Source organism: Streptomyces lincolnensis (assembly GCF_021173675.1).
Lineage (GTDB): Bacteria > Actinomycetota > Actinomycetes > Streptomycetales > Streptomycetaceae > Streptomyces > Streptomyces lincolnensis_B.
On record NZ_JAIHON010000013.1, the window covers coordinates 169,027 to 187,528 of the forward strand.

Annotated in this window: 15 protein-coding genes; 9 read left to right on the top strand and 6 right to left on the bottom strand. The window is 71.4% G+C overall.

Annotated features, from left to right (window positions below; translation table 11 throughout):
- Positions 1-10 precede the first annotated feature (10 nt).
- The 4 genes from K4B79_RS34820 to K4B79_RS34835 are packed head-to-tail and all read left to right on the top strand — an operon-like array spanning position 11 to position 6,703.
- The gene (locus tag K4B79_RS34820; RefSeq protein WP_232031356.1) at positions 11-2,869 is read left to right on the top strand and encodes a DegT/DnrJ/EryC1/StrS family aminotransferase; all 2,859 of its coding nucleotides are present in this window, start codon (positions 11-13) and stop codon (positions 2,867-2,869) included.
- Positions 2,869-3,888, top strand: coding sequence for an LCP family protein (locus K4B79_RS34825; protein ID WP_232031357.1), 1,020 nt, complete (start codon positions 2,869-2,871; stop codon positions 3,886-3,888). The genes K4B79_RS34820 and K4B79_RS34825 overlap by 1 nt, the downstream gene beginning before the upstream one ends.
- 9 nt (positions 3,889-3,897) lie before the next feature.
- Positions 3,898-5,493: a lipopolysaccharide biosynthesis protein gene (locus K4B79_RS34830; RefSeq protein ID WP_232031358.1), complete on the top strand. Its 1,596-nt coding sequence runs from the start codon at positions 3,898-3,900 to the stop codon at positions 5,491-5,493.
- Between the two features lie 13 nt (positions 5,494-5,506).
- Complete coding sequence (locus K4B79_RS34835) at positions 5,507-6,703, top strand: glycosyltransferase (protein WP_232031359.1); 1,197 nt, start codon at positions 5,507-5,509, stop codon at positions 6,701-6,703.
- A 93-nt stretch (positions 6,704-6,796) separates the two neighbouring features.
- On the opposite strand, the gene K4B79_RS34840 is transcribed toward K4B79_RS34835, so the two are convergent.
- From K4B79_RS34840 to K4B79_RS34860, 5 genes are read right to left on the bottom strand one after another with little or no spacing between them, the layout of a single operon-like run.
- Positions 6,797-7,111 carry a hypothetical protein gene (locus K4B79_RS34840; protein ID WP_232031360.1) on the bottom strand — a complete coding sequence of 105 codons (315 nt, stop codon included), beginning with the start codon at positions 7,109-7,111 and terminating at the stop codon, positions 6,797-6,799.
- Positions 7,101-8,162, bottom strand: a complete 1,062-nt coding sequence (locus tag K4B79_RS34845; RefSeq protein ID WP_308280568.1) for a glycosyltransferase family 2 protein — start codon at positions 8,160-8,162, stop codon at positions 7,101-7,103. The genes K4B79_RS34840 and K4B79_RS34845 overlap by 11 nt, the downstream gene beginning before the upstream one ends.
- 24 nt (positions 8,163-8,186) lie before the next feature.
- Positions 8,187-8,999, bottom strand: coding sequence for a 2OG-Fe(II) oxygenase (locus K4B79_RS34850; protein WP_232031361.1), 813 nt, complete (start codon positions 8,997-8,999; stop codon positions 8,187-8,189).
- Positions 8,992-10,362, bottom strand: coding sequence for an O-antigen ligase family protein (locus K4B79_RS34855; RefSeq protein ID WP_232031362.1), 1,371 nt, complete (start codon positions 10,360-10,362; stop codon positions 8,992-8,994). The genes K4B79_RS34850 and K4B79_RS34855 overlap by 8 nt, the downstream gene beginning before the upstream one ends.
- A gap of 18 nt (positions 10,363-10,380) precedes the next feature.
- Complete coding sequence (locus K4B79_RS34860; protein ID WP_232031363.1) at positions 10,381-11,796, bottom strand: polysaccharide biosynthesis tyrosine autokinase; 1,416 nt, start codon at positions 11,794-11,796, stop codon at positions 10,381-10,383.
- A gap of 113 nt (positions 11,797-11,909) precedes the next feature.
- On the opposite strand from K4B79_RS34860, the gene K4B79_RS34865 reads away from it, so the two are divergent.
- Genes K4B79_RS34865 through K4B79_RS34875 form a run of 3 tightly spaced genes read left to right on the top strand, consistent with a single transcriptional unit; the run spans position 11,910 to position 14,691 of the window.
- Positions 11,910-12,974, top strand: a complete 1,065-nt coding sequence (locus K4B79_RS34865; RefSeq protein ID WP_232031364.1) for a glycosyltransferase family 4 protein — start codon at positions 11,910-11,912, stop codon at positions 12,972-12,974.
- A 41-nt stretch (positions 12,975-13,015) separates the two neighbouring features.
- A complete protein-coding gene (locus K4B79_RS34870; protein ID WP_232031365.1) occupies positions 13,016-13,744 on the top strand; it encodes a sugar transferase in 729 nt (242 codons plus the stop codon).
- Entirely contained in the window at positions 13,744-14,691 is a 948-nt protein-coding gene (locus K4B79_RS34875; RefSeq protein WP_232031366.1) for an NAD-dependent epimerase/dehydratase family protein, read from the top strand. Before K4B79_RS34870 ends, K4B79_RS34875 begins: the two co-directional genes overlap by 1 nt.
- 30 nt (positions 14,692-14,721) lie before the next feature.
- Here K4B79_RS34875 and K4B79_RS34880 read toward each other — a convergent pair whose 3' ends face one another.
- Positions 14,722-15,684: a class I SAM-dependent methyltransferase gene (locus tag K4B79_RS34880; RefSeq protein WP_232031367.1), complete on the bottom strand. Its 963-nt coding sequence runs from the start codon at positions 15,682-15,684 to the stop codon at positions 14,722-14,724.
- A gap of 171 nt (positions 15,685-15,855) precedes the next feature.
- Here K4B79_RS34880 and K4B79_RS34885 point away from each other — a divergent pair, with 171 nt between their 5' ends.
- Together K4B79_RS34885 and K4B79_RS34890 are read left to right on the top strand one after the other, a co-directional pair.
- Entirely contained in the window at positions 15,856-17,133 is a 1,278-nt protein-coding gene (locus K4B79_RS34885; RefSeq protein WP_232031368.1) for a glycosyltransferase family 4 protein, read from the top strand.
- A 33-nt stretch (positions 17,134-17,166) separates the two neighbouring features.
- The gene (locus K4B79_RS34890; protein ID WP_232031369.1) at positions 17,167-18,492 is read left to right on the top strand and encodes a UDP-glucose dehydrogenase family protein; all 1,326 of its coding nucleotides are present in this window, start codon (positions 17,167-17,169) and stop codon (positions 18,490-18,492) included.
- Positions 18,493-18,502: the final 10 nt, after the last annotated feature.

An 18,502-nucleotide genomic window follows, 5' to 3' on the forward strand; every position in this document is an offset into this window, starting at 1 on the left:
GGAGCGAGAAATGACAGTCCATCGCCTCCGACCCCGGCGGGAACCCGTCGACCGCCCCCGGCCCGCCCTGAACGCCGTGTCCAGCGCCGACGCCCTCCCCGCGGGCCGCGCGGACGCGAAGGACGTGCCCTTCGCCGTGACCCGGATCAGCCCGGAGGCGCGCGGAGCGGCAGCGCGGGTGTTCGCCTCGGGGTGGGTCACCACCGGCCCCGAGACGGAGCGCTTCGAGAACGAGTTCGCGGGATATGTCGGGGCCGAGCACGCGGTCGGGGTGAGTTCGTGCGCGGCGGCGCTCGAACTGGCGCTGCGCGCACTGCGGCTGCCCCCCGGCGGGACCGTGCTGATCCCGGCCGTGACCTTCTGCGGTGCGGCCCAGGCGGTCCTGCACGCCGGACTGCGGCCCGTACTGGTCGACGTCGATCCACGCACCGCGATCCCCACCGCGGCCACCGTGGCCCACGCTGCCAGGGCCTGCGGATGCCCCCGGGCGATGATGGTCCTGCACTACGCCGGCGCCCCGGCACCGGTGGCCGAACTGGCTCGGGCGGCGCGGCTGCCCCTGACGCACGTCATCGAGGACGCCGCGCACGCGCTCGGCACCTCCGTGGGCGACCGGCGGGTGGGAAGCCTGTCGAGAGCGACCTGTTTCAGCTTCTACGCCACCAAGAACCTGCCCATCGGCGAGGGCGGCATGGTCACCACCGACGACGCCGCACTCGCCGGGCTGGTCCGCCGTGGCCGGCTGCACGGCATGTCCGCCGACGCCTGGGCGCGCGACCTGCCGGGCGGCAGCTGGCGGTACACCGTCGACGAGGCCGGCCTCAAGGCGAACATGACCGACGTACAGGCCGCCGTCGGGCGGGCTCAGCTCCGGTACCTCGATGAGTGGCAGCGGCGTCGACACGCCCTGGCCGCGCGCTACGACGCGGCCCTCGGCCAACTGCCCGGGCTCGCCCCGCTGGAGCCCGCCACCGCGGGGCGCCACGCCCGCCACCTCTACGTGGTGCGTGTCCTGCCGGAGCACGGGACCGACCGTGACGAACTGATCTCGCGGCTCGCCGAGCGCGGCATCGGCACCTCGGTCCACTTCATCCCGCTGCACCACATGCCGTACTTCCGGCGCACCGCGCTCATCCCGCCGAGCGGCCTGCCCGGCGCCGACGCGCTCTTCCCCCAGCTGCTGTCCCTGCCCCTCTACCCGGACCTCACCGAGCAGGCCGTCGACCGCGTCTGCGAGGAGCTGACCCGGCTCGGGTCCGTCGCGAAGCGCACGTCGTCCGCCCTAAGCACGGCCACGCTGATGGACGGCGCCGGCCAAGCGGGGCCGCCCCGACCGGACTCCGGTCCACGGCACTCCGATCTACGGCACTCGGGTGCGCGACATCCCGCCCCGCCGACGCGGCGGCCCACCGGACTGCGCACGCTCGTCATAGGCGCCGGGGAAGCCGGGCAGGCGCTCGCCCGGGATCTCGCGCACACCCCACAGTTCGGGCTCGACCCCGTGGGCTTCCTGGACGACGACGAGGTCAAGCGCAAGGCCCGCGTCATCGGTGACCTGCCCGTACTCGGAGGGCTCGACGACACCGGGCCGGTCGTCTCCGCCCACCGGGTCGAAGCGGTGGTCGTGGCCATCCCCGGCCTCGCCGCGGACCGCTTCCGCCGCGTGACGCGAGCCGCGGAGGCCGCGGGGACGTGCGTGCGCTACCTGCCGTCCTTCATCGCCGCCCTCCGACGCGACGTGGTGGGCAGCGACATGCGGGCGATGGACGTGCACGCGCTGATCGGGCGCGCCGAGATGCATGTGGTGAGCCCCGAAGCGGGCGCCACGGTCGCCGGCCGCCGGGTCCTGGTGACCGGCGCCGGCGGCTCGATCGGCAGCGAACTGTGCCGTCAGGTGCGCGCCTTCGGCCCGCGCCGTCTGTTCCTGCTCGACCACGACGAATCGAACCTGCACCAGCTCGAACTGGGGCTCTACGGCGACTCCCTGCACGTCGACGACGTGGTGATCTCGGACATCCGGGACCGCTCCCGGATCGACCAGATCTTCCGCGAACTGCGTCCGGACGTCGTCTTCCACGCGGCCGCCCACAAGCACCTGCCGCTTCTCGAACTGCACCCGTGCGAAGCCGTGAAGACGAACGTCCGCGGCACCGAGAACCTGGTCCGTGCCGCGGCGGCGGCCGGCACCAGCCGGTTCGTGCTGATCTCCACCGACAAGGCCGCCGACCCGGTGTCCGTACTCGGTGCCACCAAGCGGCTGGCGGAGCTCATCGTGCAGCAGGCCCAGCTGGACGCCCCGCCCGGCACCGTGTTCAGTGCCGTCCGGTTCGGCAACGTACTCGGCAGCCGCGGCTCGCTGCTGTCGGTCCTGGCGGAGCAGGTCGGCTCGGGCGCCCAGGTGACCGTCACCCATCCGGACGCGACCCGGTTCTTCATGACCGTCGAGGAGGCGGTCGGGCTGGTCCTGGAAGCGGGGCGCATGGCACGGGGCGGCGAGGTGCTGGTCCTCGACATGGGCCGCCCCGTGCGGATCGTCGACCTGGTCCGCGAGTACGCCCGCGCCGTGCACGTGCCCGACGTGGACATCCGCTTCACCGGCCTGCGCCCCGGCGAGAAACTCAACGAGACGCTCTTCGCGGAGCAGGAGCGCCTCGCCCGCACCTCGCACGCACGCATCCTCGCCGCGACCCCTGTCACCGCCTCGGCAGCGCCGATCAGCCTGCTCCCCGCCCTGTACGACGTCTCCGAGCGCAACGACACCGTCGGGGTCCGCCGGATCCTCGCCGACCTGCTCCCGGGCTTCCCGGCGCTCCCGTCCGCCGATCAGCGGCACGCCGGACTGGCCGACCCGTACCCGGACGGCTTCTGATGTCCGCGCACCGCGAGTGGCCGGGCTGGGAGCCGCGACAGAGCGTCCGGCACCGCCGCCGGCTCCTGGCCAGAGTGCTGGTCCTCGGGCTCGTCATCCTCCTCGTTCTCCTGGGGTTCGGCGCCGGCGGCCTGTGGTGGGCCACCGATCACTACGGCGACCAGGTCGCCCGGATACCCCATGCCTTCCCCGAGGGTCCGCGACCCGAGAAGACCGAGGGAACGACCTTCCTGCTGGCCGGCGTCGACAGCCGCTCGAAGACCCCGACCACCGGGAAGGACGCGACAGCCGCGCTGTGGAAGTACGGCGCCCAGCGCAGCGACACGCTGATGCTGGTCCATCTCGGTCCCGACGACCGCACGGCATCCGCGGTGTCGATCCCCCGCGACAGCTGGGTGCCCGTCCCCGGGCACGGCCACGCGAAGATCAACGCCGCGTTCTCCTGGGGCGGCCCGGCCCTCCTCGTCCAGACGGTCGAACAGCTCACCGCCGTGCGGATCGACCACTTCGCCGTCATCGACTGGCACGGCTTCCGGTCGCTCACCGACGCGGTCGGGGGTGTGCGGATCATGGTCCACGAGGATGCGTACGACCCGGAGCAGCGGCGGCACTTCACCGCGGGCACCCACACCATGAACGGCACCGAGGCGCTCGCCTACGTCCGTCAGCGCCACGGACTCCCCGGCGGTGAACTGGACCGGATCAAGCGCCAACAGCAGTACCTGCGCAGCCTCGTCGGTGAGATCCGCGCCAGCGCCACCAGTCCTCTGAGGATTCCCCGAACGCTCGACGCCCTCACCCACGCGGCCAGCGTGGACGACCAGTTCTCCAACGCCGACCTGCGCGGCCTGGTGCTCGGCCTGCGCCATCTGAACGCCGCGGATGTCTCCTTCGCCACCGCACCGATCGTCCGGTCGGACCTGATCGACCGGCAGTACGTGCTGATCCTCGACCGGAGCGGGCTGCGCACGCTCTGCCGGAGCATGACGACCGGCCATCCGCCCGGCACCGGAAAGTGAGGCGGGCCCGTGCGCCTCAGCCGTCAGGCGCTGCGACCTTTCCGTCCAGCGGCCGCACCGGAGACAGCCGGGCGGACCGGACCGGCCGACCCGCACGGCACCACGCCCGGCGCACCGGCACGGCGCCTCTTCCCGGGCATGGGCTTCAGCGCGCTGGCACAGATCGCCCCCCTGCTCACCAACCTGGCACTCACGCCCTACCTGATCCACCACCTGGGGCTCGACCGCTTCGGCGTGTGGTCACTGATCCTGGTGTTCCTGGCCACACTCTCCGTGCTGGACGGCGGCATCGGCGCCTCGCTGGCCCGCTTTCACGCCTACCACGGAGCCCGCGGCGACAAGGACGGCAGCGGCCGGCTGGTCGTCGGCTCGCTCGCGGTCTTCGTCGCACTCGGCGGGCTCGTCACCGGGCTTGGCGCGCTCCTCGCCCCCGTCCTCGTCTCGTCGCTCGACATAGCGCCGCATCTGAGGGAAGAGGCCCACCACCTGCTGATGGCCCTCGGCCCCCTGCTCACCCTCGCCCTGGCCGCCAACTCCGCCATCGCGCTGCTGCAGGCCAACGCCCGCTTCGCGAGCCTCGCGGCCGTCAGCGGCGGGTCCTGTCTGGTCTACGGCGCGGCCGTGGTGACGATGATCGACAACGGCACCGACCTCACGCTGCTCGCCCTGCTCACCGCGGGCCGGTATCTCCTCACCACGGTCGGCGGTCTGGCGGTCGGGAAACGGCACATCCGCATCCGGCGCCCCCTGCTGCCGCTGCGGGAGGAGCGCCGCGAGTTCACCGGCTACGCCTCCCGGATGCAACTGGCGGGGTTCACCGTCTTCCTCAACGGAGAGGTCGACGCCGTGGTGATCGCCGCGCTGCTGCCGGTGCGCTACGTCGGGATCTTCGCCGCCGGCTACCAGGCGGCCACCGCTCTGCGCAGCCTGCCGCTGTACGCGTTCCCCCCGATCCTGACCAGGATGACCCACGTCTACGTGGGCCACGGACTCCCCGGCGCGGTGCGGGAGTTCCACACCCTGCAGTTCCGCTGGCTGCCGGCCGTGCTGATCTACGGGGCGGCGACGACCGCGGCGGTGAGCCTGGCGGTACAGGTGTGGCTGGGCCCCGAGTTGGCGCTCAGCGGAGCGGTGGCCGCCGTCCTGCTGGCCGGATACGTGGTGCAGGTGGCCTTCACCGGGATGCGCACCTGCCTCGTCCGGGCCATCGGCCGCCCCGGACTGGAGACGCGCTACTCCTGGTGTACGACAGCTGTGAACCTCGTCCTCACAGTGCCGCTGACCATCGCGTTCGGGGTCGTCGGCGTCGTCCTGGCCACCTCGCTCGGGCTCGTGGCCGGCTCCCTGTACTTCGTCGTCCTGTGCCGACGACTGGCCGGCCTGCGCGAACAGCGCCTGCCGAGACGGTGGGTGCCGGCCACCGCGCTGGCCGTGACCACAGCCGTCGTCGGGGACCTGCTGGTTCTGCGGCTGGGATGGCACGGCGCGCTGCCGCTGCTGCTGGCCGGCCTGCCGGTGGCCGCGGGCCTGACCCTCGCCTGGCTGCTCATCGGCCGCGAACTCGTCAGCAGTCACCGCACCCGGGCGCACCGCACGCCCGCCTGAGGAAGGAGACATCATGACCGCAACGACCTCGCGGGGGCGTGGCGACGCCGGCCCCCGGCGCGTCCTGATCGTGGCTCAGCTCGACGGGTACGCCAACAGCGTCAAACCCCTGGCCATCGAGCGGTATCTGCGGGACCACGGTCATGACGTACACATGGCGGACACCTACTGCCTGGCGCGGGCGTCCAGGACCCCGGGCTCCCTCGGCCGACTGCTCCCGGGATCCCCGCGTCCCCTGAAGCTGATGCTCTACGCGAACGACGTCGCCTCCAAACTGCTCACCCGGCGATGGGGGTTCGGGCGCCGTCACCTCTCGCGCCACGTCCTGCTGACGGACCACCGGCTGCGCCGACGCATCCTCAGCCGCGATCTCGCGCTGGACGACTTCGACCTCGTCATCTGTGAAACCCCCTATGACGCGGGAGTGCTGAAGACGGCCACGTCCGCCCAGACCCTCTACGACTGTCCCAACCCCTGGGCCGACGAAGTGCTCAACGAGGGCAGGCTCACCGCCCGCCAACACCGGAAGTTCCGTCACTGGGAGAAGGACTTCCTCGAAAGCATGGAGTACCTGTCGTTCTCCTGGGAGACGTACGGCCGGTACGCGCAGGCTCAATACGGGCTCAGCGGGAACAACTTCCTCCAGCTCAACTGGGGGTGCACACCGTCACCCGAACGCGCGCGCTTCGCCGGACCGCCACGCGTGGCCTACCTCGGCTCGCTCGCCGGGCAATTCATCAACCTTCCCCTGCTCTCCCGGCTGACCCGGCTGTATCCGCACATCGACGTCTACGGCGGACCGCCGCCCGACCCGTCCCTGGGACTCAACTACCGCGGCTACGCGACCGCCGAGATCCTGCGCGACTACCAGTTCGGGCTGATCACCTGCACCCGGGACCCCATCCGCGAGGAAGGCTTCTCGGCCAAGCACCTGCACTACCTGGCGTACGGTCTGCCCGTCCTGGTCCCCGGCTGGCGGCGCAACCTCGACCTACTGCAGGGGTCGGTGCCCTATTCCGAGGATGATTTCGTCTCCGTGGTCGAGGCACTGAGCGACGAGGAGAAGTGGCGGACGGTCAGCGACAAGGCGTACGACCAGGCACGGCGGTTGGACTGGAACCGAACCCTGCAGCCGTTGGGGCGACTGCTGGACGGACTGCCGGAGGACAAGGGACGGGGTCGGGCACGAGCTGTCACCGGCCAGGTCTGACTCCGACACCCGAGGCCAGCGAGTCGAACCCCTGTCGGGCAGCGCGTTGCAGAGCGAGGGGAAGCCACCGGCATGCAACGGACTTGGCCCGGCTCAGGCCCCTGCTCGTGATCGCGTCCGCCAGCGTCGCGGAACGAGCTCTGCGATGTCGTACAGCCGAGTACGCAGCACGCTTTTGAGGTTGTGGATGACGGCTCGCCAGTCGCGGACGTGTTCAAGCATCTCGGTGGTCACGACGACGCCGAACGATTCGGTGCCGAATCGTTCAACAGCCGGACCCAGCGATTCCGCAATTCGCCGGATGGTGCCATTGACGTCACACGAACCGACTTCCAGTACCGACTGACCGGAAATATCCGCCCGGCTCGGGTGAGATCGTGCAAATTCGATGCATCCGCTAGTGCACATGTCGTCTCCTCGACGTTTCCGGCCGGCGACTGTAGTTCTGCCGCAACACGGTGACCACGTATTGCGCGTACCACCGGAATGCCGCTACGACGGCGCGGAGTTCATGTCCCCTTCTCCTTGCCAGGGCGAGCGCGATCCGGCAAGGGAATTCAATGAGAAGCGTCATGGCCGTCAGGGCCAGAGTCCGCCGGCGCGGCCAGTACAGTCGGGCGAATTCCGTCCTGCTGCGCAGGACGTGGAAGAGGCGGGGGCCCAGGACCTGTGACGAACTCACATTGCCCTTGTGGATCACGGGGGCATCCGCGAGGTAATAGCTGAGAAACCCCGCTCTTCTGGCCCGGTATGCGAGCTCGATCTCCTCGTAATAGAGGAAGAAGCGTTCGTCGAAGCCTCCCAGGTCCTCGAACAACGGCCGCCGCATGAGGAAGAAGGCGCCGATCACATGGTCCACCGGTTGGCTTTCCCTGAGCTCGTCGACCGAGATCCACTGTCTCGGGGCGAGGGAGGGGAGCAGTTGGGCGACACCCGTGGCCTTCGCCAGGAACATCGACAGTCGGGGAAACCGGGAGCACGACGGCTGGAGCCTCCCGTCGTCACTGATCATCTGTCCCCCGCAGATACCCACGCGCGCCGCCTCGGGGAGGGCCAGGAAACCGAGGACCCGGTCCAGTGTCTCCGGAAACAGCGTCGTGTCCGGGTTGAGGAACAGCACGAAGGGTGCCGTCCCCTCTTTGGCGCCCTGGTTGCACGCGGTGGCGAATCCGTGATTCTCGGCGTTGTGAATGACGTGCAGGGGGAGCGGCAAGTCGGCGGTCCGGTCGGCGGATCCGTCGCTGGACGCGTTGTCCACCACGGTCACCGAGTCCAGCGTGAAGGCCGCGTGCCGGGAGGCCACGAGGGAGAGCAGGCAGTTGCGCAGGTACGCGCCCGTGTTCCAGTTGACCACCACGATGTCGAGGCCGGGCAGGGGGCCCTTTGCCCCGACGGACGGTGAAACGGACGGGGAAGGAGCGGGGCTCGTCCTGTTCCCCGCCGACATCTGCCGCACCATGACCTCAGCCTTCCTGGCAGGCGGCTAGTGGGCCCGCACCCGCCGCCGTACGTTGCGCGCGGCGTCCAGGAGGGCGGGCGGGGTCACGCGCTCGACAGTCCTGCGGGTGCGCCTCTGGCGTTCGCCCGGACGCCGTTGATAGAGGGTGCTGTGCTCGGAACTGCGTTCCTCCGCCGGGCGGCCGTTGCTGTAGTAGTAGAGGGCGAGCGAGCGCCGGGTCCGATCGGGCGGGCAGGCCAGCGGCTCGGGGTGGCCGTGGTAGGCGAAGTCCGTCGTGGCGAAGACGACGAAGCGGTTGAAGACGGGAAGGACTTCCGTGACCGCGTGGGTCATCTCCCGGTCCCACAGTTCCAGAGCGCCCCCGTACGACTCCTGCCAGTTCCTGTTCAGGTAGACGAGGACGTTCAGCCGTCGGTCGAGGCGCAGTTTGGGCTGCCGGTTGAAGTCGGCGTGCACCTTGAGGAAGCCGCCCCGTTCGATCTGGTGCAGGCCCCCGCCCTCGAAGTACGGGTCCGGTACGAGACCGTCGATTCCGGTCAGCCGTTCCAGGAAACCGAGGAAGGCCGCACCGTTGAACTCCGCCAGCAGATGACGTGTGAACTCCCCGAAGAGCGCGTCCCCTTCACTGGCCAGCTTCTTCGAGGTGGACTTGTCGAACTGCTTCCAGGGGCCGTCGCCGGGCCGGGGGAACTCGGCCACGACCTGGTCCAGGACCCACTCGGGCAGGAAGTCGTCGATGACGACATGGGGGAAGGGCTCGGTGCCGCGGAAGCGGTCGCGAGACCGGTCGGCCAGCGGGAGCAGGTGGTCGTCCGAGAAGTGGTACGGCTCAAACATCGCTCATCATCCTTGGCTTCGAGGGGTGTTGGTGTCCGGTTGCGCCGACCCGGCCCCGCGTCGCGGCCGGCAGGACCGTGGCCGCGACGAGTGCGAAGGTCAGCGAATTGCTGATGCCGAAGGACCAGGGGCGCTCCAGCACGGAGGCGAGCACCACGGGCAGCAGGACGCAGCTCGCGGCCGGAAATCCCCGGGTGCCGCCCCGGAACAGCAGGTACGCCAGCAGGGCGGCGAACAGGAGCAGTCCGATGATTCCGCCCGCGTACAGGACGTCGATCCACTGGTTGTGCAGCGAGGGCGAGGTCGCGGCGGGGATGTCGCCGCCTTGGTACTTGGCGGACCAGGCCTTGCCGCCGTACCCGAGGAGCGGAGAGCGCGTCCACTCGTCCTTGGCCTGGTCCCAGATCGCGGCACGCAGTCCGAGATCGCCGAAGCGCGCGTGGCGAATGGGCACCGCGAAGCCGAGGAAGGTCGCCGCGGCGAGGGCCGCCCCGGCCAGGAGACCGCGGCCGGGTGACACGCCCGCGACCGGAGTCCTGGCGGACCGGTCGGGCAGCGTCGGCCGCAGCAGCGCCAGCAGGGCCACCGACAAGATCGCCGTGGCACCCGCCAGATAACTGCCGCTGGCGAGCGCCACGAAGGCGAGGTAGCAGGCCAGCAGGACGCGCACCTTGCCGCGCAGCCCCAGCCAGACGAAGGGGATGCACACCACCACCAGCAGGCTGAAGGTGTTCTCGTTGGTGAAGACGCCGGCGTAGAGGATGTTCAGGACGCTGCACGGGTCGTCGGCGCGGCAGGGACGTACGACGGTGGCCTGCTCGGCGAACGACTCGATGCCGCCCAGCACGGTGTACACCATCGCGACGGCGGCACCACCGAGCAACGCGGAGCGTCCGGGACGGGCCACCGCCGCCGCGAGCAGGGCCGCGAGCAGGGTGAACTCTCTCGGCGTCCACAGCGGTTGTCCGTGCAGGCCGTCGGAGGCGATCAGGGTCAGCACGATCACGGTCGCGATGAGGGGGGCCGTGTTGACCCGGGCCCGGGCGACCAGCAGTCGGCCGACGAGGAACAGCACACAGGCCGCGAGCATGAGGGAGTTCGTGACGAAGTCGATCCGGTTCACCCAGCTCGGGAAGCCGATCACCGTGTCGCCGAGGGGGTCCAGGCGCTCTTTACGGCCGCTGACGATCACATACGCCGTGGACGGCAGGTTGGCCAGGACCCCGATCAGCAGGACCAGGGTCGAGGTCAGATCCCAGTCGCCGAAGACGTGGGCCCTGCGCAGGGCGATCGTCCAGGGGATCAGGGACAGCAGGGTCAGGATCCCGATGATCAGTACCGAGGTGGACTGCTGTTGTGTCATCGGGAGCCTCCCGTCCCCCTACCGGCTGTGGCCGGCCGGGGTGCGTACGGCGTCGTGTGCGGGCGCCTCCCGGTCCGCGGACGCCGGAGCGGCATCGTCCTGTGCCATCGCGCGGCTCCGTCGCGGACCCCCGCGCCTGTCGGACGGCGCCGCGGTGACGACGGCACCGAGGGTGCGCGCCCCGACGGCGGCCAGGCTCTCGAGCGCGCCGCGTACCTGGCCGCACCGGGTCCTGCCGGCCCGGACCACGAGCAGGACCGCCTCCACCTCGGCGGCGAGGATCGCCCCGTCGGCGAAGGGCAGCAGAGGCGGGCTGTCCAGCACCACGAGATCCGCGTCCGCCTCCAGGGTGCGCAGCAACTGCCTCAGGTAGCGGGACGACAGCAGCGCGGCCGGGTCGGCCGTGGGAGTGCCGCCCGGCAGCACCGACAGCCGTCCGGCCTCCCAGGTCTGCACGGCCTCGGAGAGGGGCGCCCGGCCCGTGACGACGTCGGTCAGCCCAGGAGCCTCGCGCAGCCCGAGCGTCGCGGCCAGGCGCGGCCGGCGCAGGTCTGCCTCGACGAGCACGACGCGCCGGTCCGTGCGCGCGACGTCGACGGCCAGGTCGAGGGCGGTGTCCGCCTTGCCCTCACCGTGCACGGCGCTGGTGACGAGCAGTGAGCTCGGCATGCCGTCGTGGGGGAGGCGAAGGCGCGTCCGCAGCCGGCTGAGCGCTTCACCGCGCCGGGTTCTGCCGCCCTGGGGGCCGAACCTCGGCGTGCGGGGGGCGGGCTTGGGAAGGGCGCCCAGTGTCGTGATGCCCAGGCGGCTTCGGAGGTCGTCCGCCGAGCGGACCGCGGTGTCGAGCGAATTGCGCAGCACGGCTCCCGTGAGGCCGACGACGATGCCGGCGAGCAGACCGATCGCCACGTTCAGGGCCGGCCGCGGGCTCGTCGGCGAGGTCGGCGGCTCGGGATTGCCGACCACGCTGGCCTTGACCACCGGCGGCGCCGTCGCCGAGGCCGTCTCGATGCTGTCGATGTACTCGGTGAACCGGGCGGCCGTCTCGTCGGCGATCGCCTGGGCGCGACCGGGGGACCGGTCCGTCACCTTGATGTCGACCAGGGTGGTGTCGAGCGGCGCCTGCGCCGTGATCTTGTCGGCGAGCTGTTGCGGTGTCGTGTTCAGACCGAGTTTGTCGATGACGCCGCCCAGGATCGCGGGACTGTTCGCGATCTTCGTATAGGACTTGACCCGCTGCTGGGTGAACAGGCCGCCGGCGTACGCGTCGGCGCTGTTCCGGTCGTTGGTGGCGATGAAGAGCTGGGCCTTGGCCGTATAGGTGCGCGGCATGACGGCGGTCACGGCGACCGCCGCCGCCGCTCCCAGCAGGACGCACACCACGACGAACCGCCAGCGCCGACGCAGGACATCGACGTATTCACGGAGATCCACAGGAGCCCCCTCCTCGACTGGGGCGGGCGACTTGACCGTCCACCACGGTGAAGGCATATTCTTGTTTACGTCGTAAATGTACGTTATCAGCGTATTGCGCGGGATGTGAAGTCATGGACGGTCTGCTCGAACACTGCGCGATCACCCCCTACGGGCGGCGGACCGGCAGCTCACGGGTCCGCGTCTTCGAGTGGCTGGACCGCGTCGGCATCGACTTCACCGTCAGCAGCTACGCCTCGCTCCCCGACGCCACCCCGTCCCGGCTTGCCCGGCACCCCCTGGCCGTGGCCCGGGCGGAACTACGCCTGCACAGGCTCGCCGCCGCACGGCCGAGGCGCCTGCTGCTGCACCGGGAGGCGTCCCCGCTCAGCCGCGGCTGGTGGGAGCGGCGCCTGCTGGCGGGCGCGGAGTTCTCCGTGTACGACTTCGACGACGCCCTGCAGTGGGACCGGGGTGCCGGAGGCGTGGCGCGCAGACTGGCGCCCAAGGCCGACAAGGCGCGCACCGCCGTACGGCACGCCGACCGCGTCATCGCGGGCAACGACATCCTCGGGGACTGGGCCGCGCAACACCACGGCGACGTCGTGGTGATCCCCAGTTGCGTGGCGCCGGGGGACTACACGCCGAAGGCCTCCTACGCGCTGCACGACCCACCGCGGCTGGGCTGGATCGGCTCCCGCGGCAACGAGGCCTACCTGCTCCTGGTGGCCGGCGCCCTGGAGGAGATCCACCGCCGCAGCGGCGCCCGGCTGACGCTCGTCGGTACCACGCGGCCTTCGCTGGGCCGTCTGGAGGCCATCATCGACCGCGTCGCGTGGACCCCGTACAACGAGCGGACCGCGCTGGCCGACATCGACGTCGGGCTGATGCCCCTGCCCGCGACCGCCTACAGCCTGGGCAAGTGCGGCTACAAGCTGCTCCAGTACGGCGCCGCCGGGGTGCCCTCGGTGGCCACACCGATCGGGGTGAACGCGGACATCCTGCGCCGGTTCCGGATGCCGGCCGCCCGCGGCGACGGCGAGTGGGCCGAAGCGGTCCAGGGGCTGCTGGACGTCTCGGACACCACTCGCGAGCGGCTGGGACGCGACGCCAGGGCCGTCGTCGAGCGACGGTACTCCTACGACGCCTGGCTCCCGCGGTGGACGGCGGCTCTGGAACTTTCCAGGACGGCGCCATGACCGCGGCGACCGGCGAGGGGACAGGTGAAGGGACACCCGCCATGGACACCACCGCTCACGCGCGGCCGCCGGTTCTTCGGCAGCCCATGACACCCGTCCGCCTCACCCGCCCCCGCCGTGCCCTCGACATCGTCGTGTCGCTGCTGCTGCTCACCCTCCTGTCGCCCTTGCTGCTGTTCCTGGCCGTTCTGGTGCGTGCCACGAGTGGTGGGCCGGCGCTCTTCCGGCAGCGGCGGATGGGGGAGGGGGCAAGGGAGTTCACCCTCTACAAGTTCCGCACCATGCGGCGGGACGCCGCGGGTCCCGGGCTCACTGCCGGCTCGGACGCGCGGGTGACCGGCACCGGGCGCCTGCTCAGACGCTTCGGTCTGGACGAACTGCCGCAGTTCTTCAACGTCCTGCGCGGGGACATGACGCTGGTGGGCCCGCGCCCGGAGGGCACCGCACTGGCCCTCCGCTATCCGCCCGAGTGCCAATGGGTGTTCCGTCACCGCCCCGGGCTCACGGGCCCCTGCCAACTGCGGTCACGCGCCGACGCGATGCTGCTCGACGGCAGGACGGACCCCGAGAGGTACTACCTGGAGGTCATGGTTCCGCGCCGGGCCGCGATGGACGCGGAGGTCCTGGCGCGCCTCACCCCGGCCACCGTGCTGCTCTTCGTCGTCCGCACGCCGTGGTACCTGGTGTCCGCCGCGTGGGAGGGATCCCGCAGGTCCGCCGGCCGGTCGGGCGGGGACGCCGAAGAGGGCACGGGGGGAGGCCGGTCCTGATGCGTGCCGTCGTGACCGGGGCGGCCGGGTTCATCGGCTCCCATCTGTGCGCACACCTGCTCTCCCACGGCGACGACGTGCGAGGCGTCGACGCCGTCACGGACTTCTACGATCCCGCGCGCAAGTGGGAGAACCTCTCCCCCCTGCTGGGCCGGGACCGGTTCACCTTCCGGCAGGACGATCTGCTGACGGCCCCCCTGGAGCCGCTCTTCGCCGACGCGGACGCGGTCTACCACCTCGCCGGACAGCCCGGCGTCCGCTCCTCCTGGGGCGCGGACTTCGCCCTCTACGTGGAACGCAACATCCTGGCCACCCAGCGCGTCCTGGAGGCGGCCCGCGACAGCGGACTGCCACGGCTCGTGAACGCCTCCAGCTCGTCGGTCTACGGCAACGCCGAGACGTACCCGACCAGGGAGACGGCACGTCCCGGACCCGTGTCGCCGTACGGCGTGACCAAACTGGCCGCGGAGCACCTGTGCGAGACGTATCGCACCGCCTTCGCCGTGCCGGTCGTCTCCCTGCGGCTGTTCAGCGTCTACGGCCCCCGGCAGCGACCCGACATGGCGTTCTCCCGGTTGCTCACGGCGGCCTTCACCCGGCGGCCGTTCGTCCTCTACGGAGACGGGGAGCAGAGCCGCGACTTCACCTATGTCACGGACGTGGTCACCGCCATGCGCCAGGCCGCGCTCTCCTCGTGGAGCGGTGTGGCCAATGTGGGCGGCGGCTCCGAGGTGACGATGAATCAGGTCGTCGGCCTGCTTCGGCTGTTGGGGGCCTCCGTGCAGGTGGTGCGGGTACAGGGGCGGCCGGGTGACGCCCGTAGGACCGCCGCCGACATCGCCCTCGCCCGCGAGGCCTTCGGCTACCGGCCGACGACGGGCGTACGGGACGGACTCGCGGCGATGGTGGCGGCCGCACGTGTGGGCCGGCCGGTACCGGCCGTGTGACCGCAGCCGTATGGCCGCCCAGGGGTCGTGTCAGACCTGCGCCCCGCGGTAGTAGGCGACGATCTCCCTCGCCGACATCTCGTCGTCCCGTTTGCGGCCGAGGAAGTAGTAGGCGGCGGCGTCGTCCATCGCGTAGCTCGCCGGCACGAGGCGGTCCAGCCCCCGCAGCCAGAACAGCAGCCCTCGCGCCGCGCGGCCCGCGAGGGCGGAGCGTGTCAGCCCGCGCACCAAGTGGTCCGCGCTCCACAGCAGTTGGGTACCGGGGCCGGCGACGGGACCGGCGCCGAGTTCCTGGAAGCGGCGGAAGAGATAGCGGTGGCCGCTGGCGGTGAAGCGGGTGAAGTCGTGGGCACCGGCGTGTACCTGCTGCAGGAAGGGGGTCTCGGCGTAGACGAGTCCGTCCTCCTTCAGCACCCGGTGGACCTCCGCGACGACCCGGGCCGGATCGAGCACGTGCTCCAGCACCGCCTGGACCACCACCGCGTCGACGCTCGCCGGGGGCAACGGGATCTGGTGGGCGTCCGCGACCAGCTGCGTCACGGCGCTGGCGACGATGTCGAACCCGATGACCTGGACGCGCGGATCGCGGTAGACGGCGTCCACGCCGTTGCCGACGGTGGCCCCGCCCACGACGAGCAGCCGCGGCGCGCGGCCGGGCAGGCCGCGCAGCAGCAACTCGACGTTCCGGGCCGCCACATGGTTGGGCGGCTTGAACACGCGGCGCAGCGGGGCGGGAAGTGCGTCGGCGCCGCCACGGCGCGGCCTCGCGGGATCCGTGCCGCCGGCCGCCGCCAGGGCCGCGTCGCGGTCCACGACGCTGCGCTCGAAGTCGACGAGGACCGGCCACCGGCCGACGACGGGAAAGGCCAGGTGGGCGTGGTAAAGGCAGTCGGGGTCGGTGCAGTTGAAGCCCTTGGGCCGCCCCGCCAGCGGCGCCCGACAGCGCGGGCAGACCAACAGGGGCTCGATCGCCTCTACGTCCGCCAGGACCATGGGCTCTTCTCCTGCCGTCTGCCGTCTGCCGTCTGCCGTCTGCCGTCTGCCGTCTGCCGTCCGCCGTCCGCGGACAGGCGTCCTGTCCATTCTCTGATGAATTGACCTGATGTGCCCAAAGGGTGATGATGTACGTATACGACGTAAATATACGGCAATGGGTGATCGGCCATGTGGAACGCGACGCTCGTGACCGGCTCGGGGCGGTCCGACGGCCAAGTGGCGAGCTGGCCCGCGTCGCCGCCGCAGGTGACACCGGCGGCCACGCTGCCTGCGCCGCCGGTGCTGCCTCGCATCAAGGTCCTGCACGTCGTCACCCGCTTCGTGGCGGGAGCCGGCGGCAACACGCTGCTGTCGGCCCGGGGCATGGACCCCGAGCGGTACGAGGTGTGGATCGCCGGGGTCCCGGGGGGCGACCTCTGGGACCGGGCCCGCGCCGCCGGTCTGCGCACCGTCCAGATACCGGGCTTCCGGCACACCCTGACCCCCGCGGACCTGCTGGTGCTGGGGCGGCTGGTGCGCCTCATCCGGCGCGAGCGGTTCGTCGTCGTGCACACCCACTCGGGCAAGGGCGGATTCCTGGGACGGGCCGCCGCGCGGCTGTGCCGTACGCCGGTGGTGGTGCACACCTTCCACGGCTTCAGCTTCCACCCGTACATGTCCCGCCCCAGGCGCACCCTGTACCGCCGACTGGAACGGACGACGCGGCGATTCACCCATGCCTTCCTCGCCGTCTCACCGCGGGTTGCCGAGGAGGCGGTCGCGGAGCGCCTCGCCCCGCCGGGCCGGGTCCACGTGGTGCCGTCGGCGGTGGACCTGGAGCACATACCCGAGCGGTTCGACCCCGCCGCCCGCAGAGTGCTCGGCGTCCCCCGCGAGACGCCCCTCATCGGCACCGTGGGCCGGCTCGACGCCCAGAAGGCGCCCCACGACTTCGTCCGGATGGCCGCCGCGATCCGTGCCGTACGCCCCGACACCGCGTTCGTCATGATCGGCGACGGGCCGCTGGAGGACGAGGTCCGGCGGCTCGCCGCCGATCTGGACGTCGACGTGATCTTCACCGGCCATCGGCCGGACGCGTCCTGGCTGGTGGCAGGAGTGGACGTCTTCGTGACGACCTCGCTGTACGAAGGCCTGGGCCGCGCCCTCACCGAGGCGCTGGCCACCGCCCGCCCCGTCGTCGCCACAGCCGTCAATGGCGTGCCCGACCTGGTCGAGCACGGTGCCACGGGCCTGCTCGTGCCGCCCCGCGACCCGGAAGGCGAGGCCCGCGCGGTCGGCTGGCTGCTCGACCACCCGGGGGACGCCGCCGAGATGGCGCGGCAGGGCCGTCAGCGGGTGCGTACGTCCTTCCACCCCCGGGCCATGTGCGCGGCCGTCGACGCCTGCTACCGCGAACTGCTCGGCCTGCCGCCCCTCCCGGCCCGCGTACCCGCCGTTCCCTCGTGATATCTCTCGGACCACGTCCCCATGGAGACCACCATGCGTCTGACAGTCATCGGCACCGGCTACGTCGGAGCGGTCCACGCCGCCTGCATGGCGGACATCGGGCACGAGGTCCTCGGCGTCGACGTCGACGCGGAGCGGATCGCCGCGCTCGCCGGCGGGCGGTCGCCCTTCTACGAGCCCGGCCTCTCCGAGATGCTCATGAAGGCGGTGGCCCTGGGCAGGCTGGGCTTCAGCACCTCGCCGGCCGAGGCGGCCCGGTTCGCCGACACGCACTTCATCTGCGTCGGCACCCCGCAGCACCCCGGCTCGGACGCCGCCGATCTGCGTCATGTCGAGGCCGCCGTCGACGGCCTGGCGCCGCATCTGCGCGACAGCGGGTACGAACGGGTCCTGGTGGTCGGCAAGTCCACCGTGCCGGTCGGTACGGCGGACCGCCTGGCCGGGCGGCTGCGCGCGGTGGCTCCGGGCGCCGAACTCGCCTGGAACCCGGAGTTCCTCCGTGAGGGCTGCGCGGTCCAGGACACCCTGCGGCCGGAACGCGTCGTGGTGGGCTCGTGCGCGGAGTGGGGCGAGGCACGGCTGAGGGAGATCTACGCACCCCTGCTGGGTGCCGGAACCCCGTTCATCGGCACCGATCCGGCCACCGCCGAACTGGTCAAGCTGGCGTCGAACTCCTTCCTCGCCACCAAGATCTCCTTCATCAACGCCATGGCCGAGATCTGCGACGCCACCGGCGCCGACGTGCTCACGCTGGCGGAGGCGATGGGCCGTGACTCCCGTATCGGCCCCTGCTTCCTGGCCCCCGGACTCGGCTTCGGCGGCAGCTGTCTGCCCAAGGACATCCGGGCCTTCGCCACCCGCGCCGAGGAACTCGGCCGGGGCGAGTCGGTGGCCTTCCTCCGCCAGATCGACGAGATCAACACGCGCCAGCGCGCCCGCACCGTCGACCTCGCCCGACAGCTCGCCGGCGGAGGCTTCGAGGAGCGCAACGTCGCGGTCCTGGGGGCTTCCTTCAAACCCCGCAGCGACGACGTACGGGACTCGCCCGCGCTCGCGGTCGCCGACGCGGTCCGGCGCCGGGGAGCCCAGGTCCGCGTACACGATCCCGAGGCGGTCGACAACGCCCGGGCCGCATACCCGGCGCTCCAGTTCGCCCTGGACGTGACCAAGGCGTGCGAGCAGGCCGATGTGGTCCTGCATCTCACCGAATGGCCGCAGTACCAGGAGCTCGACCCCGCCGCCCTCGCCGCGGTGGTGCGTGTCCCGGCCGTCGTCGACGCGCGCAACACCCTCGACGCGGCGGCCTGGCGCTCGGCGGGATGGACGCTGCGCGCGCCGGGCCGTCCGCGGCTCGGCTGACCGGGAGGAG